Raw genomic sequence first — 23,025 nt, 5'->3', positions numbered from 1 at the left:
TGGCTGCGTGGTTGTTGGGGCTAGGGCCCCGACTGCTGGAGAGTTACCGCCCGCGGTGGACCGGCTGCTGGGGAAGCTGAATATTGGCGACCTGTTCGGAAATCGTATCGGTCGCAGGGCTGTCCGCAGTATCTTGAACCTCGGACATCGCGGTCCACTTGCCCCCTTGATAGACCTCAAGGCCCGAGAACTTGACCTTATAACCCATCTTGGGGCTGCCTTTGACCCAGTAGCCGAGGTAGACATAGGGCAGCCCGGCATCGCGCGCGATGTCGATGTGATCGAGGATCATATAGGTGCCCAGCGAATTCTGCGGCAGGTTCGGGTTGTAGAAGGAATAGACCATGCTCAACCCGTCTTCGAGCACATCGGTCAGCGACACCGCAGTCAGTGCGTTGTCTTCGGGATTGGTGTATTCCACCACCCGACTGCGCACCGGAGTCTCCTCGATCATTGCGGCATATTCGAACACGTCCATATCGGCCATGCCGCCATCCGCGTGGCGGCTGTCCAGATAGTCGCGGAACAGCTGGTACTGGTCCTCGGTTGCCCAGGGCGATGTTGCCCGGCGGACCAGATGCGCGTTGCGCTTGCTGGTGCGTTTCTGGCTGCGGCTGGGCGTGAACTCTGCCACGTTGATGCGCGCCGACAGGCAGGCCGAACATTCCGAACAGGACGGACGATACAGCACGTTCTGAGAGCGCCGGAACCCCTGTTGCGAGAGGCTATTGTTCAGCTGCTCGACACCATCGCCCTGCAACGCCGTGAACAGCTTCCGCTCCATCCGCCCCTCCAGATAGGGGCATGGTTGGGGCGCAGTCACATAGAACTGCGGTGCGATCGGAAGAGTATGGCGCATAGGGTCGGGCTTGAGTCCAAGGCTTGTCAAAAAACACAATAAGGCTGGAGTTCACGATAGCAACGACCAACCCGCCCGCCAAGGCCGGTCTGCACAAATGGTTTAACAGTGATTGCCAAGCGGGATGTTTGCCCCGAGTTGACCGCTATCGCTGGATGCTGCGCCGGTTCAGCATCACCGTGCCGAGAATGGCATCGCCCAGCCCCTGACCGCGTGCCGATGTCAGCATCATGATCACCGAGATCACCCGCAAAAGCGGCACGGCCAGAGCAACCGTATAAGCACCCGTATGCAGCGCGGCCATCTGCAGATCCATCCGCTGGCCGGAAAGGTCACGCAGCTCGATGCCTGCAAAGCGCATCCCCAGCGTGGCAGAGCCGTTGGCGATGGTAACCGTCCGGTAGGCAAAGCCGATCGTCAGATAGAGCAGCGGCCAGATGAAGAGCCCGACAAAGGCAGTCATCACCACCGTCGCCATACACAGGCCGAATATGATCAGGCTGTCGACGACCCAGGCCAGCAGCCGTTTGGGGGCAACCGATGCGTAGAATTCAGCTTGGTAATCCGGGTCGGGCAGGGCGGTCATCTCAGGTGTCCTGTTTTGCGGGCGTGTGGGGGCAGGCGGGCAACCGAGGCCTCCCACCCGTATCTATGGGCGGGAGGCGCTGATGTCAGTAGGGATCAGTGGCGTTTGTCGCCGATATCCTCGTCGCTGATGTCTTGCGCTTCGGCAGGGGCGGCGGCGCGCTGTTCCATGAATTCGTCGAACTCAGCCTTGTCCTTGGCTTCGCGCAGGCGCTGCAGGAAGGCGTTGAAATCGTCCTGTTCCTGCTCCAGGCGGCGCAGCGTATCGGCCTTGTAGGCGTCAAAGGCACTGTTGCCGCTCGAAGTCATGGCGGACATGCCGTGGCGGGTCCAGGATTTGCGGTGGCGGCAGGATTTGTTGAACATACGTTTGCTCCAGATCATGTAAAACAGCAGGGCGAGGCCGATTGGCCAGAAGAACACAAAGCCAAGCACCATGGCAGCAATCCAGGCGCCTTTGCCCTTGCTGTCCAGCCAGGCCTCGCTGCGGGAAAACCAGCCCTGGTCATGCGGGGCGGCTGCGGTGGGGGTGATACTCGTCATTGGAACCTCCGGTATTGGGTTGATGTAAATCGCCTTCACATCCTCAATATCGTGCGCTCGCCTGCGCCCTGCAAGTCTATAAGTAAATGTTTTTTACATTTACTTTATATTGCACTGTTTTTTAACGATAAAATTATAAATTTTGGCGCGTGTGTGGCCTAGTGGTCGACGGCGTGGCGGATGTCGCCTGTGTCCAGCACTGGGGACGCGTCAATGTCGTCGGCGTCCAGCATTGCGGCCACGCGTTCGAGCCCGGCAACCAGCATCGCCTGCTCCCAGTCTTCCATCGCAGTGAACTTGCGCACGAAACGTTGTTGCAGCGGATCGGGGGAATCGGCCAGCACCCGGCGACCGGCATCGGTCAGCAGAATATTGGTCTGCCGCCGGTCCTGGCTCGACTTTTCACGCAGCACCAGACCGTCGCGCACCAGCTTGTCGACAAAAGAGGTGATGGTCCCCTGGGACACCCGCATCCGCAGCGATATCGCCTTGGCGGTGCTGTAACCCTGTTCTCCGATGATCTGAAGAACCCGGAACTGGGCTGGTGTCACGCCAGTGGTTTGCCGAATTTCGCGTCCGAACAATTCGGTGGCCCGGACGATGCGCCGAAGCGCGATCAAGCTGCTGTCGATGCGATCCATGAAGACTCCGTTGTTTTGATCATCAAACTATATAGGAAGATATGACACTATTCAAAGCAGAATACGCTTTGAAATATAAAGGATGCAGGGGCCGAAATGCGACGATATCCGCGACATAATGCCTAGAAACGACCTTTGTGTCGCAAAATTTGCTTTGCCTGTTGAAGTTTTCGTGAGGCGCTGTTATTTCGATTGCCGAAGCGAAAGGAGCGAACACATGCAATACCACGCTGACCCGAGGCGGATCCCGCTGCCCACACTGCGTAAACCGACAGCGTCGGATGGAGCGGATATCTGGGAGCTGGTCCGCAGCTGCAGGCCGCTTGACGAGAATTCGATGTACTGCAACTTGCTGCAGTGCGATCATTTTGCCGACACATGCGTGCTGGCCGAGCTGTCGGGCGAGGCTGTGGGGTGGATCTCTGCCTACGTCATGCCCAATGATCCCGAAACGCTGTTTGTCTGGCAGGTTGCCGTGTCCGAAAAGGCGCGCGGTCGCGGTCTGGGCGCGCTGATGCTGCAATCGATCATGCAGCGTGAAGCCTGCGAAGGCGTCACCCGCCTGCAGACCACGATTACCGCCGACAATGACGCCTCCTGGGCGTTGTTCCGCAAGTTCGCCAAGCTTCAGGACAGCGGTCTGGATATTCAGCCCTACTACACGCAGGCGCTGCATTTCCAGGATCGCCACAAAACGGAAAACCTGGTGACCATCCCCCTGGACGAGCGCGCTCAGCTGGCTGCTTGAGCCGCGCAGACGTCGGTTTTCACTTTCAACTCTTCTCCCACCCAAAAGAGGTCGTATGTCTACGAACACCTCCACCACAACTGTATTCAAACGTCGGGAATCCGAGGCGCGCAGCTATTGCCGCGGCTTTGATACCGTCTTTACCTCCGCGCAGGGCTCTGAAATGACTGCCCGCGACGGTCAAACATATATCGATTTTCTGGCCGGCTGCTCGTCGCTCAACTACGGGCACAACGACCCGGACATGAAAGAGGCGCTGATCGCGCATCTGCAGGCCGATGGCATCGCCCATGGTCTGGACATGCACACCGATACCAAGGCCGATTTCCTCGAGACCTTCGAGAACGTCATCCTGCGTCCGCGTAACATGGACCACAAGGTGATGTTCACCGGTCCCACCGGTGCCAACGCGGTCGAAGCGGCGATGAAAATTGCCCGCAAGGTGACCGGACGCAGCAATATCGTGGCCTTCACCAATGGGTTCCACGGTGTGACGCAGGGTGCGCTGGCCGCCACCGGCAACGGCTATCACCGCGGCGGCGCCGGACTGCCCCTCAATAACGTGACCCGTCTGCCGTTTGACGGCTACATGGGGCAGGGCACCGATACCGCCGATTACCTTGAGGCGATGCTGAACGATCCGTCTTCGGGTCTGGACGCACCTGCTGCGATCCTGCTGGAGACCGTGCAGGGCGAGGGCGGCCTGAACGCCGCGCGCGCCGAATGGGTGCAGCGCATTGCCCGTCTGGCAAAGGAAGCAGGCGCTCTGCTGATCATCGACGATATTCAGGCCGGTTGCGGCCGCACCGGGACCTTCTTCTCGTTCGAAGAGTTCGGCATCGACCCCGACATCGTCACCATGGCGAAATCGGTTTCGGGCTTTGGCCTGCCGATGGCGCTGGTTTTGGTGAAGCCCGAGCATGATGTGATGGGCCCGGCCGAACACAACGGCACCTTCCGCGGCAACACCCATGCCTTTGTCACGGCCCGCGTCGCGATCGAGAAATTCTGGTCGGACAGCGCCTTTCAGGATGACATCGCCCGCCGGGCGAAGATCGTCGAAAAGGCCCTGCAGGAAATCGCCGACATGGTGCCCGGCTCGCGGCTAAAGGGTCGCAGCATGATGCGCGGTGTCGATGTCGGATCTGGTGAACTGGCTGGGGATATCTGCGCCCGTGCGTTCCAGAATGGCCTGATTGTCGAAACCTCCGGCCCTAATGATGAGGTCGTCAAGATCCTCGCCCCCCTGACCACGCCCGCCGCCCAGCTCGAAGCTGGCCTCAGCATTCTCAAGGATGCCGCGCGGGACGTGATCGGAACAACCAAAGTTGCAGCGGAGTAAGACAATGATTGTCCGTGACTATAACGATATCCTTGAAAAAGACCGCGACCGCGTGGTCAGCGATGCGGAGTGGACCAGCGTCCGTATGCTTCTGGCCGATGATGGGATGGGCTTTTCCTTCCACATCACCTTCCTCGAGGCAGGCTCGGAACATACGTTCGAATACAAGAACCACTTTGAGAGCGTCTATTGCATGCAGGGCACCGGGTCGATCACCGACCTGGCGACCGGCGAGACGCATCACATCCGTCCCGGCGTGATGTATGCGCTCGACAAACACGACCGCCACGTGCTGAAAGCTGACGAACAGCTCGTGATGGCCTGCTGCTTCAATCCGCCCGTTACGGGAACCGAAGTACACCGGGAAGACGGATCCTACGCGGCGCCAGAAACCGTCGAGGCTTAAGCCATGACCCATACTGTAGAAAAGATCGGCGGGACATCCATGTCCCGCCTGAACGAGCTACGGGATACGCTGTTCATCAAGAACGATGAGCCCGAATACGGGCGTATTTTCGTTGTGTCCGCCTTTGGTGGCATCACCAACCTGCTGCTGGAGCACAAGAAGACCGGTGCCCCTGGTGTTTATGCCCGCTTTGCCAATGCCGAGGATGACCACGGCTGGTTCGATGCCCTGAACGAGGTGTCGGCCGCGATGATCGCCGCGCATGAGGCGGTTCTGGACAATGCCGGCGATGTTGCCCAGGCGACCGCCTTTGTGCAGGAACGTATCGAAGGCGCCCGCAATTGCCTGATCGACCTGCAGCGTCTGTGCTCCTACGGCCATTTCCGCCTCAACACGCATCTGCTGCAGATCCGCGAGCTGCTCTCTGGTCTCGGCGAGGCGCATTCGGCGCTGGTTGCCGTGCTGATGTTGCAGCGGGCGGGCGTCAACGCGCGTCTGGTGGATCTGTCCGGCTGGCGCGGCGATGCGGATATGTCGCTGGAACAGCGGATTGAAACGGCTCTGGAAGGGGTCGACCCGGCGCAGGAAATGCCCATCGTCACCGGCTACGCGCAATGCGCCGAAGGCCTGATGCGGGAATTCGACCGGGGCTATTCCGAGGTGACCTTCTCGCAGTTGGCAGCACAGACCGGCGCGCGTGAGGCGATCATTCACAAGGAATTCCACCTGTCCTCTGCCGATCCCAAACTGGTCGGTGCCGAGAACGCCCGCAAACTGGGCCACACCAACTATGACGTGGCGGACCAGATGGCAAACCTCGGCATGGAGGCGATCCACCCCTCGGCGGCAAAGACCCTGCGTCAGTCCGGTGTGCCGCTGCGCGTCACCAACTGCTTTGAGCCCAATGATCCGGGCACGGTTATCGACGATCAACCCGCGCCCAAGGCAGCGGCCGAAATCGTCACCGGCCTTGATATCATTGCGCTGGAGCTGTTCGAACAGGACATGGTCGGCGTCAAAGGCTATGACGCTGCGGTGCTGGACATCCTGACCCGCCACAACGTGCGGATCGTGTCGAAGGTGACCAATGCCAATACGGTGACCCACTATCTGGACGCCTCGCTGAAATCGATGCGCCGGGTCGAGGCCGATCTGTTGGCCCGCTTCCCGCAGGCCGAGGTCAACAGCGAAAAGCTGTCGCTGATCTCCGTCGTGGGACGCGATCTGAGTGGCCTGCACGTGCTGGCCCGGGGGATGAATGCCCTTGAGAAGAAGGATATTCTGCCGCGCGGTGCAACGCAGGGGCCACGCAATGTGGACACCCAGTTCATCCTGCAGCGCGAGGACAAGGACGCAGCCATTGCACTGCTGCATTCGGAGTTCTTCGGAGCCACCGAGTCCCAGGCGCTGAAAGCGGCCTAAGAGCGGAAGCGATTTAGGCAAAAACGACCGGTTTTCAGTCGGGTGGCGCGTTTCGTGCCCCGCGTTCTGAAAACTGGTCGTTTTGCTTTTTACAGATGTGTTCGGGGGCTGGCGAAACGCGCGGCCGAAGCATAAGCCTCCACGCGAATGCCTTTTAGGCTATACGCGCTAGGTTTGCCGGGGCGGTCTGCGCAGGGGGGCGCGGCTGCGTTCGTTGCCAGCGGCTGTCGCCTTTTGCAGCAGCGTCATGAATTGTTCCTGCTCTTCAGGGCTGAGGCCGGTCAGGATCTCGCCTTGCACCTCGCGTACAAGGGGGTGCGCCCGGGCCAGAACCTCTTTGCCAGTTTCGGTCAGGGTCAGCTGTCGCGCGCGGCGATCCCGCGGGCTGACGGTGCGGTCGATCAGCTTTTTCGCTTCCAGCCGGTCGATCACTTTGCCCAGTGTCGCCCGGTCATAGGCAATAAGCCCCGCAACAGAGGCCTGATCAATGCCAGGGTTGGCATCAATGGCTTTCAGCGCGGCGTATTGAACAGGGGTGAGGTCAATATCGTGGGCGGCGACCTTTTCGGTGAACTGGGCCACTGAAATCTGATGCAAGCGGCGGATCAGGTGACCGGGAAACTGATGCAGATCCAACGCGTGATCATCCTCATCTTGTGCGTCCATAAACCCTGTTCCGGCTGTTGCTGTCTCGTCCGACTGTGATGCACAGATAAACCAGAATAGTGGGTAAATGGCCACCATATACCGTGTCGCAGCCGGTCAATCGGCGGCCTGGCCCGTAAAACCCGCTTTCCCTTGTGGATGCAGCGGGCTAGACCCTGTTTCATGGTAAAAAGTTTTTCTTCCCTTCAGGATATGTACGATCATGGCTATGACACCATCATTGATGTGCGTAGCCCGGCCGAATTTGCAGAGGATCACGTCCCCGGTGCCATCAACCTGCCGGTCCTGAACAATGAAGAACGGGCCGAGGTTGGTACGATCTATGTGCAAGAAAGCCCCTTTTTGGCGCGCAAGCTGGGCGCGGCCATGGTGTTCCGCAATGCCGCGCGGCACATCGAAGAGACGCTGAGCCAATACGAAGGCGGCTGGCGGCCGCTGGTCTATTGCTGGCGCGGTGGGCAGCGCTCCGGCAGTTTCACCTATCTCTTGCAGCAGATCGGCTGGCGGGCCGAGATGATCTCAGGCGGCTACCAATCCTACCGCAGGCTGGTGCATCAGATGTTGTATGAGGATGATCTGCCTTACCGGCTTGTATTGCTGGATGGCTATACCGGCACGGCGAAGACCGACCTTCTGAAGCATGTGGCAGAACTGGGCGCGCAGGTTCTGGATCTGGAAGGGCTGGCCAATCACCGCGGCTCGCTTTTGGGGGGCATGCCGGAGGACCAGCCCGGCCAGAAGGCCTTTGAATCTGCGCTTGCGGGTGCGCTGAGCCGTCTGGACCCCAGCCGCCCTGTGCTTGTCGAGGCGGAATCGAGCAAGGTTGGAGACCGGATCATTCCCCCCAGCCTCTGGAGCCTGATGAAACAGGCGCCACGGATCGAGGTCAGCGCCTCGGTCGAAGAACGCTGCCGCTACCTGCTGCGGACCTACAGCGACGGTCTGCCAGATGCGGATACACTGTCCGAAATGCTGGAGCGGCTTCGTGCGCGTCGCTCGAATGCGGTGGTGGATGGCTGGCTGTCCCTGATCGAAGAGGGCGATATGGCAGGCCTGGCACGGGCCCTGATGGAACAGCATTACGATCCGGCCTACCGCAGTTCACGCCGCAACATCGGCGCTGATGCCGTGGCAGAAGTACAACTGAAGGATCTGGACGATCAGACGCTGCAATCTGCCGCCACAACCATCTGCGACACGCTTGAAGGTCTGGCCGCAAAGGGTTTTTAAGTCAAAACAATTTGCCCTGCGCCTTGGGTAACCTTCCCGATGATCGCCGCCGGGTAACCTGCCTCTTTCAGCTGCTGCAGCACCCCTTCGGCCTTGTCCTGCGGTAGGGCCGCGAGCAGGCCGCCAGCGGTCTGCGGGTCGAACAGCAGATCCTGCGCGCCATTGGTGCGCCATTCCGGCAGCAACGCAGCGTTTTCCGGGAAAAGCGAGGAGCGGATGCCGCTGTCGGCCAGCTGCGCGGCGCCCTCCATCAGCGGCACGGCGGCAAAATCAATCTCTCCACTGACGCCTGAAGCCTCGCAGATGCCAAGGAGATGCCCGGCCAGACCAAAGCCGGTGACGTCGGTCATCGCGTGGGCTTCGGGTGCCAGAATGCGGGAGGCTGCGGCTTGCGGCTGTGCCATCTGTTCAAGCGCAGCGGTAACCCAGGCGCCTTCGGCCTTGCCTGCCATTTCGGCGGCCATGATCACGCCAGAGCCGAGCGGTTTGGTCAGGACCAGTGCGTCGCCCGGCTGCGCCCCGGCAAGGGTCACAGGATCCTGGCTGCAAAGCCCTGTGACGGTGAACCCCACAGTCAGCTCATCCCCCAGCGAAGTATGACCGCCGATGATCTCGGCGCCTGCATCCTCCATCACGCTGCGCGCGGCGGTCATGATTTCACTCAGGGTCCGTTGCTGCAGGGCAGGCGCCAGACGCGGCAGGATCAGGTTGGCGGTGGCGGCCTGCGGGGCGGCGCCCATGGCCCAGATATCGCCAAGCGCGTGCACCGCCGCGATACGGGCCATCACGAAGGGATCAAGGGTGAAGGCGCGCAGATGATCAGTGCTGATCACCTGCCGCACGTCGCCCATGGTCAGAAGAGCCGCATCATCGCCGGGCAGGGCGGTGACATCCTCACGCAGGCTCGCCACGCGCGACACGCCTGCCGCATTCAAGGCGGCGCGCCCGGCCTTGGCGCCGCAGCCGCCGCACATGGGTTTGTCGCCCAGCACTGCAGGCAGGTCCAGCGTATGTTCGGGCGGCAGGTCTGGAACCTCCATTTCGGGCAGGCTGCGGAATTGCTCCATGAAGTTCTGATCGATCCGGTCCTTCCAGCGCCAGATCATTGGGCCGGAGAATTGGGTGCCGAACCTTTCTCCCAGCGCTTCCTTGGCGCCCATGGAAATTAATTTCAGGTAATCCTTCTGCGGCCGGTAGTGGCGCATCGGATCGCCGGTGATGGCGGCGCGCAAGTTGTGCAGCAGAATCGGGGCCTGTCGCACTGCGTAGACGCCGGCCTTGGGGCGCGGGGCATAGGCCAGATGCGCGCAATCCCCGGCGGCAAAGACCTGCGGGTCCGAGGTTTGCAGGCTGTCCGAAACGGTGAGGAAACCGTCCTGTACCTCAAGCCCGGTGTTGGCCAGCCAGTCATGCGGGCGTGCCCCAGCGGCGCCGGTGGTGAAGTCCGAGAGAACCTCGCGCCCGCCTTCGAGTTCGATATGGCTGGAATGGATGCGATTGACGGCGGTGTTTTCAACGACGGTGACGCCTTGCTCGGAAAAGGCGCGGCGCAGCCGCTCGCGGATCCCGGCGCTGGCGGTGCCCAGAACCGGGCCGCTGTCGATCAGGGTGGCTTGTTCCAGGCGGCCCCGGCTGCGCAGGGCATGAGCCATCGCCAGAACCAGCTCGGCTCCGGCCACGCCGCCGCCGATCACCGCGATGCGGGCAGGGCCATCGCCGCCGCGGAACGCGTCCCAGCGGCGGGCAAAACTACCAAGCGGCTTCGCCGGGATGCCATGTTCTGCAAACCCGGGCAGGTTTGGCATGTCAGAGGTAATCCCCACATCGACCGAGGCCACGTCATAAGCGATGTCAGGTCGCCCCGGCACCCGGACATTGCGGGTTTCGGGATCAAGTCCCTCCGCCGCGCCCTGCACCAGCCGCGCTCCGGCAAAGCGCGCCAGCCGGACCAGATCGATATCAAGATCGCCCCGCGCGTAGTGACCGGCGACAAAGCCGGGCAACATCCCCGAATAGGGCGCGGTTGGGCCGGGGTTGATCAGCGTCAGCCGCGCGCCGGGCAGCGGGCGCATCCCCCATTTCAGCAGCACCAGCGCATGGGCATGCCCGCCTCCGATCAAAACCACATCTTTGGTTTGGGGCAGGCGGGAGGTATCCATTTCGGTGGCTCACTTTCTGTTTCTGGGGCCGTGGGCCAATGGCCCGGGGTGGGGCTATTGCGGCTGATCTGTGCTTTCGGCCTCTTCCGGCGGGGTGTTGTGGGTGGCCCAGATCGCATCTGGTCCAGCCGAAGGCAGAGTGCCTGTTTCTTCGCGACGGTGAATGTGCACCTTGGCGATGAAATGCGCGGTCACCGGGGCGGTCAAGAACAGAAACAGCGTGATCATCAATTCGTGTAGCGACAAGCGCCCTTCAAAGGCGATCGCGTGCACCATCGAGGCAAGAAGAACCCCGCCCACGCCCAGAGTCGTCGCCTTGGTCGGAGCGTGCAGCCGCGACATCGGGTCATTGAGTTTCAACAGGCCGTATGAGCCGACAAAGCCGAACACACCGGCCATGACCAGAAAGCCTGCAATCAGAACGTCGAGTATCATATCCATAAGAGCCTCACTCGATGATGTTGCCGCGCAGGATAAAGCGCGCGTAGGCCACGGTTGAAACGAAACCAAGCATGGCGATGATCATCGCCGCTTCGAAAAAGATCTCGGTTCCGAGCGCCAGCCCATAAAGAACCATCAGCGCGATGGCGTTGATGAACATGGTATCAAGCGCCAGAATCCGATCGGCCATGGCGGCGGCGAACATCACCTTCCAGAGGTTCATCAACAGCGCCAGCGCAAAGCAGACAAAAGCAAAAAGAGCCGCAGTTTCAATCATTCGAAAATCTCCATCAGGCGGCGCTCGTAGCGCTCTTTGATTTCGTCCCGAACCGCATCAGGGTCGTCGCAATCAAGGCAATGCACCAGCAGGGCGTGACCTTCGGCGGAAACGTCTGCAGTGACGGTGCCCGGCGTCATGGTGATGGTGCCGGCCAGCACGGTGATCGCCTCGGGGGTGCGCAGCTCCAGCGGCACGGTCACCCAGTTGGGCTGCCGCTTTGCGTTGGATTTGAACACCACGATCCGCGCCACGGTGATATTGGCAACAACGATGTCCCAGATCACGATCAGGATATAGGCCGCGATCTTGACCGGGTGTTTCATGCGCAGTTGCTGCGGCCAGAACGGCTGGGTCAGGAAGGGGATCAGCAGGCCCAGCAGAAAGCCGAAGACCAGCGAGTTCAGCGTGAAGCTGTTGACGATGAGAACCCAGGTGAGGGTCAGCAGCAGCGTCAGCACCGGGTGCGGCAGAAGTCGATGCGTCAGTTTCATTCCCCGGTCCTCCCCAGGACGGTGTCAATATAGGCATCTGGCGCAAAGAGTTGCGCGGAGGTGGCCTCGGCGTAGTCCATCATCGGACCTGCAAAGACGGTCAGCAGAATTAGCCCGGCCAGAAGACCGAAGCTGGCCACGAAAGGCAGGGACGAGCCGCGTTGCGCCTGCACCGGCGCCTCCTCTGGGTCATCTGCTTCCACTTCGCTTTCAGCATCCTCTTGCGGTGCAAGTCCGTGGCTTTTCCAGAAGATCAGGCTGCCCGCCCGCGCCAGACCGATGATGGTAACCAGCGACGACACCAGAATGACGCCCCAGATCCACCAGACCAGATCATGCCCACGCGCAGCATCCATCACCAAGAGCTTGCCCAGGAAGCCGGACAGAGGCGGCATGCCCGCCATGGCGATGGATCCACCAAAGAACAGCGCCGCGATCAGCCCGCTTTGCTTCATCACCGGTTTCGGGGCGATCTCGCCGCCCTGGCGTTCCATCACCATGTCGGCGACCAGGAACAGGAAGGCGGTCGCAAGCGTCGAATGCACAGTGTAGTAAAGCGCAGCGCCTACAGAATCCGGGGTGAAAAGCGCCACCGCCGTCAGCAGGGTTCCCATCGAGGTGATGGCGCCAAAGGCGACAAGCCGCCCGATCTCACGCGCGCCAAGAACACCGATGGCCCCCACGGCAAGCGTCAGCAGCGCCGCGGGCAGCAGCCAGTCGCCGGCCAGACCCGCGGTGATCTCGGCCTCGGGGCCAAAGACCAGCGTGTACATACGCAGGATGGCATAGGCGCCGACCTTGGTCATGATCGCAAACAGGGCCGCCACCGGCAAAGGCGCGTTGGCATAAGAGGCTGGCAGCCAGAAATGCAGCGGCAGCACCGCGGCTTTGATGGCAAAGACCAACAAGAGCATGATCGCGCCGACCCGCAACAGGGCAGTGTCCTCGGCCGGAAGCTCGGCCACCCGCACCGCCAGATCGGCCATGTTGAGCGTGCCAGTCACGGAATAGAGCGTGCCAAGAGCAAACAGGAACAGGGTGGAACCCAGCAGGTTGTAGACGACATATTGCACACCGGCCTGGAACCTTGTGGCGCCGCCTGCGTGGATCATCAGACCATAAGAGGCGATCAGTAGGACCTCGAAGAAAACGAAGAGGTTGAAGGCGTCGCCGGTCAGGAAGGCACCGATGATGCCCATCAGCTGGAACTGGAACAGCGCATGGAAGTTGGCGCCGCGCGCGTCCCAGCCGGTTCCGATGGCATATAGCACCACCGCCAGCGCCAGCACCGCCGTCAGGACGATCATCATCGCCGACAGCCGGTCCAGCACCAGCACGATGCCAAAGGGCGCAGGCCAGTCGCCGAGCTCATAGACCTGTACCGTGCCATCGGCGGCCTGGCTGGCCAGAACCAGGGTGATCAGGGCAATCGCAACCGTGCTGGCAATCGAGAAGATGCGTTGCAGATCCAGATGATAGCGCACCACCATGATGATGAAGGGGGCAACAATCGCAGGCAGAACGATGGGGGCAATCAGAAGATGGTTCATGCGTCCTCTCCCGTCTGCGTATTGCTGGTCATGTCGATGCGGTCATCGCGCGAGGACAGGAACGCCCCCAGCGCGATCATCACCACAACCGCCGTCATCCCGAAAGAGATCACGATCGCCGTCAGAACCAGCGCCTGCGGCAGCGGATCCGTGTAGGCGACTTCCTCGTATTTGTTGAGGATGGGCGGCGCGTTGACCATCAGGCGCCCAGTGGCGAACAGGAAGACGTTCACCGCATAGGATACCAGCGACAGGCCCAGGATCACCGGAAAGGTGCGTTTGCGCAGGATCAGGTAGATCCCTGCGGCGGTCAGGATACCAACAGCCGAAGCAACCAGAAGTTCCATGCTCAGACCTCGTTTTCGTTCTTGGGCTCGTCATCGCGGGCCGGGTTGATGTCCATGGCGTATTCCGAGGAAATCCCCGGCTGCCAGGCAAAGCGGGAGAGGCTTTCGAGCGCGAGCAGCACCGCGCCGACAACCGCAAGGAAGACGCCGAGGTCGAACAGCGCCGCGGTGGCCCATTCGAACTCCTTCAGCGGCGGCCAGTGGATATAGCCAAAGGCCGAGGTCAGGAACGGCATGTCGTTGAACCAGGCGCCGATACCGGTGGCGGCGGCGATCAGCACGCCGGAGCCGATGATGCCGTGGTAGTAGAACCGCTGCCGTTCAGAGGTCCAGGCAAAGCCCGAGGCCATGTATTGCATGATGACAGCAATGGCCGCGATCAGACCGGCGATAAAGCCGCCGCCCGGCAGGTTGTGACCCCGGAAGAAGATATAGGCCGCCACCATCAACGCCAGCGGCATCATCACGCGGGTCGCGACCACCATCATCATCGGGTGGGCATCGCCTGCCTGCGGCAGATCCGGTTTTCGGTTCAGCAGATAGGCCCGCACGCGGGTGCCCAGAACCGCCTCGGTCAGGGCATAGATGACCAGTGCCGCGATGCCGAGAACGATAATCTCGCCAAAGGTATCAAAGCCCCGGAAATCCACCAGAATAACGTTCACCACATTGGTGCCGCCGCCGCCCTTGTAAGAGTTGGCGAGGTGGAATTCGGAAATGCTGGGCGCCGCGAAATCGCGCGTCATCAGCGCATAGATCAGCCCGCCTGCGCCAAGACCGGCCACAACGGCGATGGCACCATCACGCAGCCGGACCAGCGCCGGGGTCTCGACCGGGGTTTCCTTGGGCATGAAGTTCAGCGCCAGCAGCATCAGCACGATGGTCACAACCTCGACCGAAAGCTGGGTCAGCGCCAGATCGGGGGCCGACAGGTAGTTGAACGACATGGAGACCACCAGACCCACGACGCCGATCAGGACCAGTGCCAGCAGGCGGTTGCGGTGACGCGCGACGATCAGCAGCGTTGCGAGAACCAGGCTGAGCCACCCGAGTGCCGGGATCGCGCCGATTTCCTGCAGGCTGCGGGTTGCCGGGCCAGTGGTGCCGGTGGAATAGGCATACCAGCTGATCGCCACGGTAAAGCTGATCATCACCGCGCCATAGCGGGTGATCGAGCCATTGTGCAGCCCGTCGGTCACCGCCTTGGCCAGACGCGCCAGCACCGCCATCAGGGCATCAAAGATATCCTTGGCCTCGGGGCGGGGGGCGGCGTTCCAGGCGCGCATCAGGGGCTTGTGCAGCGCGAGCAGCAGCGCACCGCCGCCCACAGCCACCAGCGACATGTAAAGGGCGGGCGTCAAACCATGCCAGAGTTTCAGCGAGTAATAGGGCAGCTCTTCTCCGCCAATCACGGCGCCAGCGGCCACGGCCACCAGTGGCCCGGCGATCTTGGCCGAGAACAGGCCGATCAGCACCACCAGCGTGATCAGGAAGGCCGGGGCCAGCCACATGCCCGCACCCGGATCATGGGGATGCGCGGGATAGTCGTCCCGCTTGGGGCCAAAGAAGACATGAACGATGAAGCGGAAGGAATAGGCTGCCGAGAACAGCGCCGCGATCAGCGCAAGGCCCGGCACCAGATAGTGCGATCCGGCCCAGACCGTGTGTACGGTTTCCTCCAGCATCATCTCCTTGGACAGGAAGCCGTTGAAGGGCGGGATACCCGCCATCGACAGGGCCGCGACAAAGGCGATGGTAAAGGTCACCGGCATCAGGTGGCGCAGACCGCCCAAACGTTTGATGTCACGGGTGTGCGCCTCGTGATCGACGATTCCGGCCGACATGAACAACGCCGCCTTGAAGGTGGCGTGGTTGATGATGTGGAATACTGCGCCAACCGCTGCGATCTTGGTGCCAAACCCCAGAAGCATGGTGATCAGGCCCAGATGGCTGACGGTGGAGAATGCCAGCAGACCTTTGAGATCATCCTTGAACAGGGCAATTACGGCACCGATGAGCATGGTCACAAGGCCGGTGGTCGCCACGATGTAGAACCACTCCGGGGTGCCGGCCAGAACCGGCCACATCCGCGCCATCAGGAACAGGCCTGCTTTCACCATGGTGGCGGAGTGCAGATAGGCTGAAACCGGCGTAGGCGCCGCCATGGCGTGGGGCAGCCAGAAATGGAACGGGAACTGTGCCGATTTGGTGAAACAGCCCAGCAGGATCAGGATCAGCGCGGGCAGGTAGAGCGGCGACGCCTGGATAAGGTCCTTGTTCTCCAAGATCACGCTCAGATCATAAGAACCGACGATATTGCCGAGGATCAGCATGCCCCCGATCATCGCTAGGCCACCGGAGCCGGTCACTGTCAGCGCCATGCGCGCGCCCTGACGGCCTTCGGGAAGGTGTTTCCAGTATCCGATGAGCAGGAAGGAGGACAGCGAGGTCAGCTCCCAGAACACCAGCAACAACAAGATGTTATCTGAGAGGACGATGCCGACCATCGCACCCTGGAACAGCAACAGGTAGGTGTAGAACTGTCCCATGGGATCTTCGCGTGAAAGGTAAAACCGCGCGTAGAGGATGATCAGCATTCCGATCCCAAGGATCAGCGTAGCAAAGAGAAACCCAAGCCCATCCAGAAAGAAATTCGCATTGAGCCCCAGACCGGGCAGCCAGTCGAATGTGGCTGTGATGACCTCTCCGCGAAATACAGCGGGGGCATGCAGCAGAAGGCCGGTTAGGGCCAGGAAGGTGGTCAGACCAGCCGCCGAAGCGGAGGCGTTACGCCCCGCCCGGATCAGCAGAGCGGGAAAGACCGCTCCTAGAAAAGGCAGGGCCGCAATCAAAAACAGGGACACGTGCAGATCTCCTGGTAGGGCTAGGCGAATTTTGACTTTGCCTAAGCAATTTTTCGCTTCTGTGCCAGCCCCGCAGGCCCGGTTCTGAGGAAGATCGGGCAAATGACGCTGGAATTGTTGGACATTGCGCCACTACTTGGGGCTGGGGGGCGCAGTTGACAAGATTTTGAATGGCCAAAATTCGCCCTCTGTGCTGATCGGGAATACAAATGCTGCTAGAACGGTGTCCAAAGGGATGACACCCGCCTGAAACACGGCGCTGCGGGGCGTGTTTCCCCGGATATTGGAGAGACGCAGATGCAAGACCCAATCAGTGCGGAGACGCAGGAGGCCAGCGGGCGGCCGGTCACTATGTCGCGGCGCAAGCTGTTGTCCTCTGCGGGCATCCTTCTGGGCGCTGCGGCGGTCGGCGCGGTGGCCTGGCGCTATCGGCCCGCGCCGGATCACGACCGTCCGCGCCTGTCCGTGGCCGAGGCGTTTTCCGCTGCCGGAGCGGGGTCGATCACTCTGGTCGACATCCGCACACCCCGGGAATGGCGCAGTACCGGCGTTCCGGTCGGCAGCGTCCAGATTGACATGCGTCGTGACGATTTTACTGAGGCGCTGTCCCGCGCATTGGGGGGGAACCGCGCCGCGCCGGTGGCGCTGATCTGCGCCCGCGGTGTGCGTTCGGCCCGGATGGTGCGGCGCATGGCAGAGGCAGGGTTTTCACAGATCATGGATGTGCCCGAAGGTATGCTCGGCTCTGGTGCCGGACCGGGATGGATCGCGGGCAACCTGCCGGTGGCGCGGTGGCAGGGCTAGGCCCCGTGCGCCACTGGCGCAGCCTGTTCCGGCGCCGGGCCGGAGGAATTCTTCTTTCGTTGTTCGTGACGGCACTCTGCTCGGGCTCTGCGCTGGCAGGCTGCGGCGCTGCAGCAGAAGCTTGCGATCTGCCGTCCGGTGACTACCACATCGCCACACCCGATCCGGGCGCCTCGGCCAGTGCGGAAGCAAAAGGCACTCCGGCGGTGGTGTTTCTGCACGGCTATGGCGGTTCGGGCGCCGGGGTGCTGCGCAACCGCGCCTTGGTTCAAAAGTTGCAGGACCGGGGCTATGCGCTGATCGCGCCGACCGCCTTGCCGCGCTGGAATGGCAAGAGGTCGTGGAACTTCCTGCCCGGGGCCGAGGGACGGGATGAGGCGCAGTTCCTGCAACAGGTCCTTGGCGATGCGGAGTCGCGGTTCGGCATCGACCGGCAGAGGGTTGTTCTTGCTGGGTTTTCCGCCGGGGCCTTTATGGTGAACTACCTCGCCTGCGCCCATCCCGGGGATTTTGCTGCCTTCGCTCCGGTGGCGGGGGGATTCTGGCGACCACGGCCCGAGACCTGCGCCGGTCCGGTGCGGTTGCTGCACACCCACGGTTGGGCCGACAAGGTCGTGCCACTGGAGGGGCGCATTCTGGGCAGCAGCACGCGCGAACAGGATGATATCTTTGCCGGGCTGGCCCTGTGGCGGCAGGTGAACGGCTGCGCCGATGACGCGCCCGATTATTTGTGGGTTACCGGACTGGAGCTGCACCGCCGCTGGGATTGCCAACCCGGGGGCGATATTGAACTGACGCTCGGTCCGGGGGGGCACCGCATTCCGGGCTCTTGGCCCGCGCGAGTCGTCGAGTGGTTTGAGCGGACCCCGGACTGACGCCCGGGGCACGCGGTTCTACTATTCCGCCGCTGAACGGTGGTCAGGTGCCCCGGCAAAGACGCGTTCAACCGCCTTGCGATAGGTCCGGGCGGTTCGGGCGATACGGGGTTCGGCAAAAACCTCGCGCGTGCCCATCCAGAACCTGAGTCGAAGCGCGGGACGCATCCCCGACAGGGCCGACAGCGGCAGCACCAGTAGCAGCGACAAGGCAATTGGCGCCAGCCAGACGGAAACCATCCCGGCCAGGATCCCGGCGCTGAGCGCAAGACCGCTGGTGAATTCGAGTGCATGACAGATCAGCATGGTCTTCAGCCCATAGCGCCCGCCATCCCGCGCCTGCGGCGCCCAGCCCCGTTGCAGGCGCAGGGCGCTACGCAGGACGGCGATCATCTGCTGCACCATCAGGATCGGCGCATAAAGGATTGCCAGCAGGATTTCGGATGTCACGGAGAGCGCGAACTGCCGCCCTCCGCCATAATCCGATAGCCGCGCGCCAGTCAGGGGCAGCGCGGCAAGGGCCAGAAGTTTTGGCGCCAGCAGCATCGCATAGATCACCAGAATCACGGCGACATGGCGCGGCTCTGACATATCCGGCCAGGAGGGGCGCAGCGGGTCGGTGGGGCTGAAATACTGCAGCGCCGAGGTTTCCCCGTCTTCTCCGATCAGCGCCCATATCACCAGAAGCGCAAACCAGATCGGCGCCATCAGGTACCCGATCGCCCCATGCAAGAGATGGAACCGTGAAATCGCGCAGAAACCCTGCGCGCTCAGCAGTTTCAGGTGCTGCAGATTGCCCTGGCACCAGCGCCGGTCGCGCAGGATGTGATCGATCAGGGTCGGCGGCGTCTCTTCATAGGAACCTTGGATACGGGGCAGGAAATGCACGCCCCAGCCGGCCCGGCGTAACAGACCTGCCTCGACGAAATCATGGCTCATGATCAGGGTCTTGCCGCCGAATGTCTGTTGCAGCTCGGGCAGTCCGGCGCAGGCGGCAAAGGCGCGGGTGCGCAGGATGGCGTTATGGCCCCAGTAGTTACCCTCGGCGCCGACCCAGCGTGCCAGCCCTTCGGCCATGGCAAGGCCATAGACCCCGTTGGCAAACTGCTGCATGCGGCCAAAGACGGATCTGGCGCCGATCAGCTGTGGGAAGCTCTGGATCAGTCCGGCTGCCGGATCTCGGCGCAGCGCATCGGCCAGTTGGGCAATCGCCCGGCCAGTCATCAGACTGTCGGCATCCAGCACCAGCATGGCGTCATAGCCGCCACCCCAGCGGCGCACCCAATCCGCGATATTGCCCGCCTTGCGCCCGGTGTTGTCCTCGCGGCGGCGATAGTAGAGCCGGATACCGGGCGGCAGCGCGGCGCGCAGCGCCGCTACGCCCGCCAGTTCCTGCGCCGCGATCCGGTCATCCCGTGTGTCGGACAGGATGAACATGGCGTAATCATGCGCACCGCCCCAGGCATGCAGATCCTCCAGCATAGTGCGGGCGTTGCCGAACACGGCGGCCGGATCTTCGTTGTGGACGGGCACCAGCACAGCAACGGTAAGCGGCGGCGTGTCGGGTGCGATGGGACCGGTCGGAACCCGGCGCTCGGCCTCTTGCCTGCGCTGCCACAGGCTGAACAGGCCCAAGAGCACGGTGGAGACCGAAAAGCAGATCCAGAAGAAATTGAAGGCAATGAGCGCCAGAAGCAGAACCTCGATCATCATGAAGCCGCCATCGGCAAACCAGCCTTGCATCACGAAGGTCAGCAAGGCGGTTGCAACCATCGCCGGGGAAAAGGCAATGACCCGCCAGAGCGCCACGCGCATCTGCGGCGCAGTGCCGGGGGCGCTCATGTCGCGGAAAGCGGCGCCAAAGTTCTGCTCTGGCATCGCCATGGGCTGTTCGGGCGGCAGCATCTTCGCCGCAGAGGGGGCGGAGATCAGATCTTTCATGCGGTCCACCTGTAAAGCCAGACTTCGGTGGCAGGCTGCCCGTCCCGGCGCAGCGCCGCCCGTAACTCCACAAGGGAGCGGTCACCGGGTTCAAAGCTGAAGGCGAGCCGCAGGCCACCGGTGGCCGGATTGCGCTGCAGGACCCCGGTGCTGAGCTCGACATGCGGCGAGGAAAGCACGACGTCGAAGTTTTCGGGATCGCCTGCCAAAAGCGGATGATCTTCGAAGTCCACGGTCATGATCCGCCCCGGATCGCCAAAGACACGTGCGCCCGCGGCGGTGTCCACTACCTGCGCCAGCGTACCATTGGGGCCGGTGCCCCAGGTCAGGCGGTAATCAAGCCGCACCTCGGCTCCGGCCGGATAGGGCGTGCGCGGGCGCCAATAGGCTACGATATTGTCGTAGATTTCCTTGTCCGCCGGGATCTCTACCAGCGTGACGGCGCCCTTGCCCCAAACGCCCTTGGGTTCGACCCAGAGGCTGGGCCGGTCCTGATAATGCGCCTCAAGATCGGCGAAGTCCGACAGGTTGCGGCTGCGCTGCATCAACCCGAAACCTCGGGGGTTCTCGTCTACAAAGGAGGACACCTGCAGCTGCGCCGGATTGGCCAGTGGTCGCCACAGGGTTTCGCCGTTGCCATTCTCGATCAAAAGCCCGTCGCTGTCGTGTACGGCGGGGCGGAAATCGTCGAACCGGTTGCGGTTGGTGCGATCAAACAGGAACATCGAGGTCAGCGGCGCGATCCCTGCATGGGTCAGCTCTTCGCGTGGGAACAGCGTTGCTTCGACCTCCATCACGCAGGCGGCGCCGGGGGTGATGGTGAAGCGGTAGGCGCCTGCGGCCGAGGGCGAATCCATTAGCGCATGCACGACCATGTGGCGCTGTCCGGGGGCAGGGGCCTCCAGCCAGAATTCAATAAACTCGGGGAATTCCTCGCCTTCGGCGTCGCCGGTGTGAAGGGCCAGCCCGCGCGCCGACAGCCCATAGGCCTGCCCGATGCCGATGGCCCGAAAATAGCTGGCGCCCTGAAAGACGCAGAATTCATTCTTCTTGCCCGGCTCGCTCAGCTCGGTGCGCAGGCGAAAGCCCGAATACCCCAGCGCTCCTTCGGTGCTGAGATCCGGGGCCTTGTCTGTCTTGTCGAACAGGGTCAGATCAAAGGCAACAGGCTGCGCCAGCCCGTCCGCGACGCTGTGCATCTGCACCGCACGGGGGAAATAGAGGCCCGGCAGGAAGAAATCGACATTATAGCTGCGTTCCGTCTTGCTCCACAGCGCGTCGCGGCTGCGGAACCAGCGGGTCTGATAATCCTCATAGGTGAGATCCAGCCAGTCCTGCGGCACAGTGGGACGTGCGCGATAAGGCATCTGTGCCAGCATGCGGGCCTTGTCGATGACATCCTGATGCCGGAACGGAACGGAGGCGGCCTTGGCCGCGAGCGGAGCTGTCAGCGCAAGGCCGGAGACACCGGCAAGGAAACCGCGGCGCGAAAGACGGCTCATCGCTTTGCCCTCCAGGGGTGGGATTTGAACCAGGCGGCGGCAAAGGCACAGGCGATGATTAGGCAGAACCCGGCGATATTTGCCGCAGCGGTGATCAGGATGCCCCGGTCAGTCTGATCCAGCGCAAAGCCGATCAGACGGGCCAGCGCCATCGAGAAGACGAAGACCGCAAGGGACTGTTGCCCGACCTTGGTGATGATGCGCAGGACAAAGGACCAGAGCCGCGCCAGCTCCGAATGACCGGAGGCGATCAGCCGCTGACCACCAGCTCCGGCGGCCACCCAGCCGAGATAGGCCAGTGCCAGAAAGTGCGCATAGCGCAACAGGCCGAAATCGGTTTTCTCGCGCCACTCGTCCGTGAAGGCCCAGGCCGGGCGGATGGCGGCGGCCAGGTCGTCGTTCCAGGCCTCAACCCACAGGAAGACCTTCCAGGAGCCAAAGGGGGCAGAGAAGATCAGGAAGGCTGCAGATACAAGGACCAGTGCCCGCGACACGGGCGGCGCCGGAAGCCAGCCTTTCATGAAGGCAAAGCCCGTGAAAAACAGCAATTGCCAGCCGAAGGGGTTGAAGAACCATTCCCGCGCCGACCAGGGTTCGGCAGGCAGGGATGCTCCGTCCGGTCCAAGGCCGATCATATAGGGGTTCGCGGCCAGCCAGATCAGCGCCGAAGCTGCGGCAACTGTCCAGAGGCCGAAACGCTCCAACCCCATCATCAGCGGCATCAAGGCCAGCACCACCAGATACATCGGCAGGATGTCAAAGTAGTTCGGCACATAGGTCAGGGTGAACAGGCCCACGAGCTGCGGCATCGGGTCATTGAAGAAATGGCCAAGGTTCAGAGAGTTGACGTAGCTTTTTTCAAAGGCACCGGTCAGGTCCAGCGCCGCCATGGTCATGGCGACAAAGAAGAACAGGCCGATATGAGCCCAGAATACCTGCCAGCAGCGGAATACCACCCGGGCAGTGCCCATCAGCCAGCCACGGCGCGCAAAGGACCCGCCAAAGGCGATGGCCGAGGCCATGCCCGAGCAGAAGACAAAAATCTCGGTTGCATCGGAAAACCCGAACCGGGCTGGGATCCAGCCGGTCCAGCGGTTGCCAGGAATATGAGCGACCAGGATGATGAACATGGCAATGCCGCGATAGAAATCGAGCCGCGGGTCGCGGACGCGCTTTTGCTCACCTGCCGGGGCTGGGGCATGCTCCGATGCGGGCGCACGGCGGGTGTTGGCCGCTGCCGGACCTGCCACGGCCGGAATCTCTGCTGTGGGAGAGGGGAACTTGGAAATACGCGCCATCGTTAAGCGGTGTCCTTCCTGTCAATCAAAC

General features: G+C 62.1%; 22 protein-coding genes. 7 read left to right on the top strand and 15 right to left on the bottom strand.

Annotation, left to right across the window (positions count from 1 at the left end):
* Nucleotides 1–43: 43 nt before the first annotated feature.
* From AAFO90_RS07515 to AAFO90_RS07500, 4 genes are all read right to left on the bottom strand, one after another.
* The gene (locus AAFO90_RS07515; RefSeq protein ID WP_274828962.1) at nt 44–859 is read right to left on the bottom strand and encodes an arginyltransferase; all 816 of its coding nucleotides are present in this window, start codon (nt 857–859) and stop codon (nt 44–46) included.
* A 145-nt stretch (nt 860–1,004) separates the two neighbouring features.
* Nucleotides 1,005–1,445 carry an RDD family protein gene (locus AAFO90_RS07510; RefSeq protein WP_347508978.1) on the bottom strand — a complete coding sequence of 147 codons (441 nt, stop codon included), beginning with the start codon at nt 1,443–1,445 and terminating at the stop codon, nt 1,005–1,007.
* A gap of 95 nt (nt 1,446–1,540) precedes the next feature.
* Nucleotides 1,541–1,987, bottom strand: coding sequence for a DUF2852 domain-containing protein (locus AAFO90_RS07505; RefSeq protein ID WP_065270596.1), 447 nt, complete (start codon nt 1,985–1,987; stop codon nt 1,541–1,543).
* A 158-nt stretch (nt 1,988–2,145) separates the two neighbouring features.
* Nucleotides 2,146–2,628 (bottom strand): MarR family transcriptional regulator, encoded by a 483-nt coding sequence (locus tag AAFO90_RS07500; RefSeq protein WP_347508977.1) that lies wholly within the window; start codon nt 2,626–2,628, stop codon nt 2,146–2,148.
* Nucleotides 2,629–2,845: 217 nt separating this feature from the next.
* Between AAFO90_RS07500 and ectA the strand changes: the two genes are divergently transcribed.
* From ectA to AAFO90_RS07480, 4 genes are read left to right on the top strand one after another with little or no spacing between them, the layout of a single operon-like run.
* A complete protein-coding gene (gene ectA, locus AAFO90_RS07495; protein WP_065270594.1) occupies nt 2,846–3,376 on the top strand; it encodes a diaminobutyrate acetyltransferase in 531 nt (176 codons plus the stop codon).
* A 55-nt stretch (nt 3,377–3,431) separates the two neighbouring features.
* Nucleotides 3,432–4,718, top strand: a complete 1,287-nt coding sequence (ectB, locus tag AAFO90_RS07490) for a diaminobutyrate--2-oxoglutarate transaminase (RefSeq protein ID WP_347508976.1) — start codon at nt 3,432–3,434, stop codon at nt 4,716–4,718.
* Between the two features lie 4 nt (nt 4,719–4,722).
* Complete coding sequence (locus tag AAFO90_RS07485) at nt 4,723–5,124, top strand: ectoine synthase (protein ID WP_274833388.1); 402 nt, start codon at nt 4,723–4,725, stop codon at nt 5,122–5,124.
* A 3-nt stretch (nt 5,125–5,127) separates the two neighbouring features.
* The gene (locus tag AAFO90_RS07480; RefSeq protein WP_274866314.1) at nt 5,128–6,546 is read left to right on the top strand and encodes an aspartate kinase; all 1,419 of its coding nucleotides are present in this window, start codon (nt 5,128–5,130) and stop codon (nt 6,544–6,546) included.
* A 168-nt stretch (nt 6,547–6,714) separates the two neighbouring features.
* Here the strand turns inward: AAFO90_RS07480 and AAFO90_RS07475 are convergent, their stop codons facing one another.
* Complete coding sequence (locus AAFO90_RS07475) at nt 6,715–7,212, bottom strand: MarR family transcriptional regulator (RefSeq protein WP_347508975.1); 498 nt, start codon at nt 7,210–7,212, stop codon at nt 6,715–6,717.
* 162 nt (nt 7,213–7,374) lie between these two features.
* On the opposite strand from AAFO90_RS07475, the gene mnmH reads away from it, so the two are divergent.
* On the top strand, nt 7,375–8,442 hold the full coding sequence (gene mnmH / locus AAFO90_RS07470) for a tRNA 2-selenouridine(34) synthase MnmH (protein ID WP_274837225.1): 1,068 nt from the start codon (nt 7,375–7,377) through the stop codon (nt 8,440–8,442).
* On the opposite strand, the gene selD is transcribed toward mnmH, so the two are convergent.
* From selD to AAFO90_RS07435, 7 genes are read right to left on the bottom strand one after another with little or no spacing between them, the layout of a single operon-like run.
* A complete protein-coding gene (gene selD, locus AAFO90_RS07465; protein ID WP_347508974.1) occupies nt 8,439–10,601 on the bottom strand; it encodes a selenide, water dikinase SelD in 2,163 nt (720 codons plus the stop codon). The genes mnmH and selD overlap by 4 nt on opposite strands.
* 54 nt (nt 10,602–10,655) lie before the next feature.
* A complete protein-coding gene (locus AAFO90_RS07460) occupies nt 10,656–11,042 on the bottom strand; it encodes a Na+/H+ antiporter subunit G (protein ID WP_347508973.1) in 387 nt (128 codons plus the stop codon).
* 7 nt (nt 11,043–11,049) lie between these two features.
* Entirely contained in the window at nt 11,050–11,319 is a 270-nt protein-coding gene (locus tag AAFO90_RS07455) for a K+/H+ antiporter subunit F (RefSeq protein ID WP_065270586.1), read from the bottom strand.
* Complete coding sequence (locus AAFO90_RS07450; protein WP_347508972.1) at nt 11,316–11,813, bottom strand: Na+/H+ antiporter subunit E; 498 nt, start codon at nt 11,811–11,813, stop codon at nt 11,316–11,318. The genes AAFO90_RS07455 and AAFO90_RS07450 overlap by 4 nt, the downstream gene beginning before the upstream one ends.
* On the bottom strand, nt 11,810–13,363 hold the full coding sequence (locus AAFO90_RS07445) for a monovalent cation/H+ antiporter subunit D (RefSeq protein ID WP_347508971.1): 1,554 nt from the start codon (nt 13,361–13,363) through the stop codon (nt 11,810–11,812). The genes AAFO90_RS07450 and AAFO90_RS07445 overlap by 4 nt, the downstream gene beginning before the upstream one ends.
* On the bottom strand, nt 13,360–13,710 hold the full coding sequence (locus AAFO90_RS07440) for a Na+/H+ antiporter subunit C (protein WP_347508970.1): 351 nt from the start codon (nt 13,708–13,710) through the stop codon (nt 13,360–13,362). The genes AAFO90_RS07445 and AAFO90_RS07440 overlap by 4 nt, the downstream gene beginning before the upstream one ends.
* 2 nt (nt 13,711–13,712) lie before the next feature.
* On the bottom strand, nt 13,713–16,574 hold the full coding sequence (locus AAFO90_RS07435) for a monovalent cation/H+ antiporter subunit A (protein WP_347508969.1): 2,862 nt from the start codon (nt 16,572–16,574) through the stop codon (nt 13,713–13,715).
* Between the two features lie 297 nt (nt 16,575–16,871).
* Between AAFO90_RS07435 and AAFO90_RS07430 the strand changes: the two genes are divergently transcribed.
* Both AAFO90_RS07430 and AAFO90_RS07425 read left to right on the top strand, forming a co-directional pair.
* A complete protein-coding gene (locus AAFO90_RS07430; protein WP_274833396.1) occupies nt 16,872–17,378 on the top strand; it encodes a rhodanese-like domain-containing protein in 507 nt (168 codons plus the stop codon).
* A complete protein-coding gene (locus AAFO90_RS07425; RefSeq protein WP_347508968.1) occupies nt 17,336–18,253 on the top strand; it encodes a PHB depolymerase family esterase in 918 nt (305 codons plus the stop codon). Before AAFO90_RS07430 ends, AAFO90_RS07425 begins: the two co-directional genes overlap by 43 nt.
* A 21-nt stretch (nt 18,254–18,274) precedes the next feature.
* Here AAFO90_RS07425 and mdoH read toward each other — a convergent pair whose 3' ends face one another.
* The 3 genes from mdoH to AAFO90_RS07410 are packed head-to-tail and all read right to left on the bottom strand — an operon-like array spanning nt 18,275 to nt 22,994.
* The gene (mdoH, locus tag AAFO90_RS07420; RefSeq protein WP_347508967.1) at nt 18,275–20,194 is read right to left on the bottom strand and encodes a glucans biosynthesis glucosyltransferase MdoH; all 1,920 of its coding nucleotides are present in this window, start codon (nt 20,192–20,194) and stop codon (nt 18,275–18,277) included.
* Complete coding sequence (locus tag AAFO90_RS07415; protein WP_347508966.1) at nt 20,191–21,696, bottom strand: glucan biosynthesis protein G; 1,506 nt, start codon at nt 21,694–21,696, stop codon at nt 20,191–20,193. Before AAFO90_RS07415 ends, mdoH begins: the two co-directional genes overlap by 4 nt.
* The gene (locus AAFO90_RS07410) at nt 21,693–22,994 is read right to left on the bottom strand and encodes an OpgC domain-containing protein (protein ID WP_347508965.1); all 1,302 of its coding nucleotides are present in this window, start codon (nt 22,992–22,994) and stop codon (nt 21,693–21,695) included. Before AAFO90_RS07410 ends, AAFO90_RS07415 begins: the two co-directional genes overlap by 4 nt.
* Between the last annotated feature and the right edge of the window lie 31 nt (nt 22,995–23,025).

Source organism: Phaeobacter sp. CAU 1743, assembly GCF_039839315.1.
Lineage (GTDB): Bacteria > Pseudomonadota > Alphaproteobacteria > Rhodobacterales > Rhodobacteraceae > Phycobacter > Phycobacter gallaeciensis_A.
The sequence above is the reverse complement of the archived record's forward strand: the minus strand, read 5'-3'. Positions and strand labels throughout refer to the sequence as shown.

What these genes read in the sequence shown, in the direction of transcription:
- AAFO90_RS07515 (WP_274828962.1), bottom strand. Translation starts at nt 859, where the DNA reads ATGCGCCATACTCTTCCGATCGCACCGCAGTTCTATGTGACTGCGCCC.
- AAFO90_RS07510 (WP_347508978.1), bottom strand. Translation starts at nt 1,445, where the DNA reads ATGACCGCCCTGCCCGACCCGGATTACCAAGCTGAATTCTACGCATCG.
- AAFO90_RS07505 (WP_065270596.1), bottom strand. Translation starts at nt 1,987, where the DNA reads ATGACGAGTATCACCCCCACCGCAGCCGCCCCGCATGACCAGGGCTGG.
- AAFO90_RS07500 (WP_347508977.1), bottom strand. Translation starts at nt 2,628, where the DNA reads ATGGATCGCATCGACAGCAGCTTGATCGCGCTTCGGCGCATCGTCCGG.
- ectA (WP_065270594.1), top strand. Translation starts at nt 2,846, where the DNA reads ATGCAATACCACGCTGACCCGAGGCGGATCCCGCTGCCCACACTGCGT.
- ectB (WP_347508976.1), top strand. Translation starts at nt 3,432, where the DNA reads ATGTCTACGAACACCTCCACCACAACTGTATTCAAACGTCGGGAATCC.
- AAFO90_RS07485 (WP_274833388.1), top strand. Translation starts at nt 4,723, where the DNA reads ATGATTGTCCGTGACTATAACGATATCCTTGAAAAAGACCGCGACCGC.
- AAFO90_RS07480 (WP_274866314.1), top strand. Translation starts at nt 5,128, where the DNA reads ATGACCCATACTGTAGAAAAGATCGGCGGGACATCCATGTCCCGCCTG.
- AAFO90_RS07475 (WP_347508975.1), bottom strand. Translation starts at nt 7,212, where the DNA reads ATGGACGCACAAGATGAGGATGATCACGCGTTGGATCTGCATCAGTTT.
- mnmH (WP_274837225.1), top strand. Translation starts at nt 7,375, where the DNA reads ATGGTAAAAAGTTTTTCTTCCCTTCAGGATATGTACGATCATGGCTAT.
- selD (WP_347508974.1), bottom strand. Translation starts at nt 10,601, where the DNA reads ATGGATACCTCCCGCCTGCCCCAAACCAAAGATGTGGTTTTGATCGGA.
- AAFO90_RS07460 (WP_347508973.1), bottom strand. Translation starts at nt 11,042, where the DNA reads ATGGATATGATACTCGACGTTCTGATTGCAGGCTTTCTGGTCATGGCC.
- AAFO90_RS07455 (WP_065270586.1), bottom strand. Translation starts at nt 11,319, where the DNA reads ATGATTGAAACTGCGGCTCTTTTTGCTTTTGTCTGCTTTGCGCTGGCG.
- AAFO90_RS07450 (WP_347508972.1), bottom strand. Translation starts at nt 11,813, where the DNA reads ATGAAACTGACGCATCGACTTCTGCCGCACCCGGTGCTGACGCTGCTG.
- AAFO90_RS07445 (WP_347508971.1), bottom strand. Translation starts at nt 13,363, where the DNA reads ATGAACCATCTTCTGATTGCCCCCATCGTTCTGCCTGCGATTGTTGCC.
- AAFO90_RS07440 (WP_347508970.1), bottom strand. Translation starts at nt 13,710, where the DNA reads ATGGAACTTCTGGTTGCTTCGGCTGTTGGTATCCTGACCGCCGCAGGG.
- AAFO90_RS07430 (WP_274833396.1), top strand. Translation starts at nt 16,872, where the DNA reads ATGCAAGACCCAATCAGTGCGGAGACGCAGGAGGCCAGCGGGCGGCCG.
- AAFO90_RS07425 (WP_347508968.1), top strand. Translation starts at nt 17,336, where the DNA reads ATGGATCGCGGGCAACCTGCCGGTGGCGCGGTGGCAGGGCTAGGCCCC.
- mdoH (WP_347508967.1), bottom strand. Translation starts at nt 20,194, where the DNA reads ATGAAAGATCTGATCTCCGCCCCCTCTGCGGCGAAGATGCTGCCGCCC.
- AAFO90_RS07415 (WP_347508966.1), bottom strand. Translation starts at nt 21,696, where the DNA reads ATGAGCCGTCTTTCGCGCCGCGGTTTCCTTGCCGGTGTCTCCGGCCTT.
- AAFO90_RS07410 (WP_347508965.1), bottom strand. Translation starts at nt 22,994, where the DNA reads ATGGCGCGTATTTCCAAGTTCCCCTCTCCCACAGCAGAGATTCCGGCC.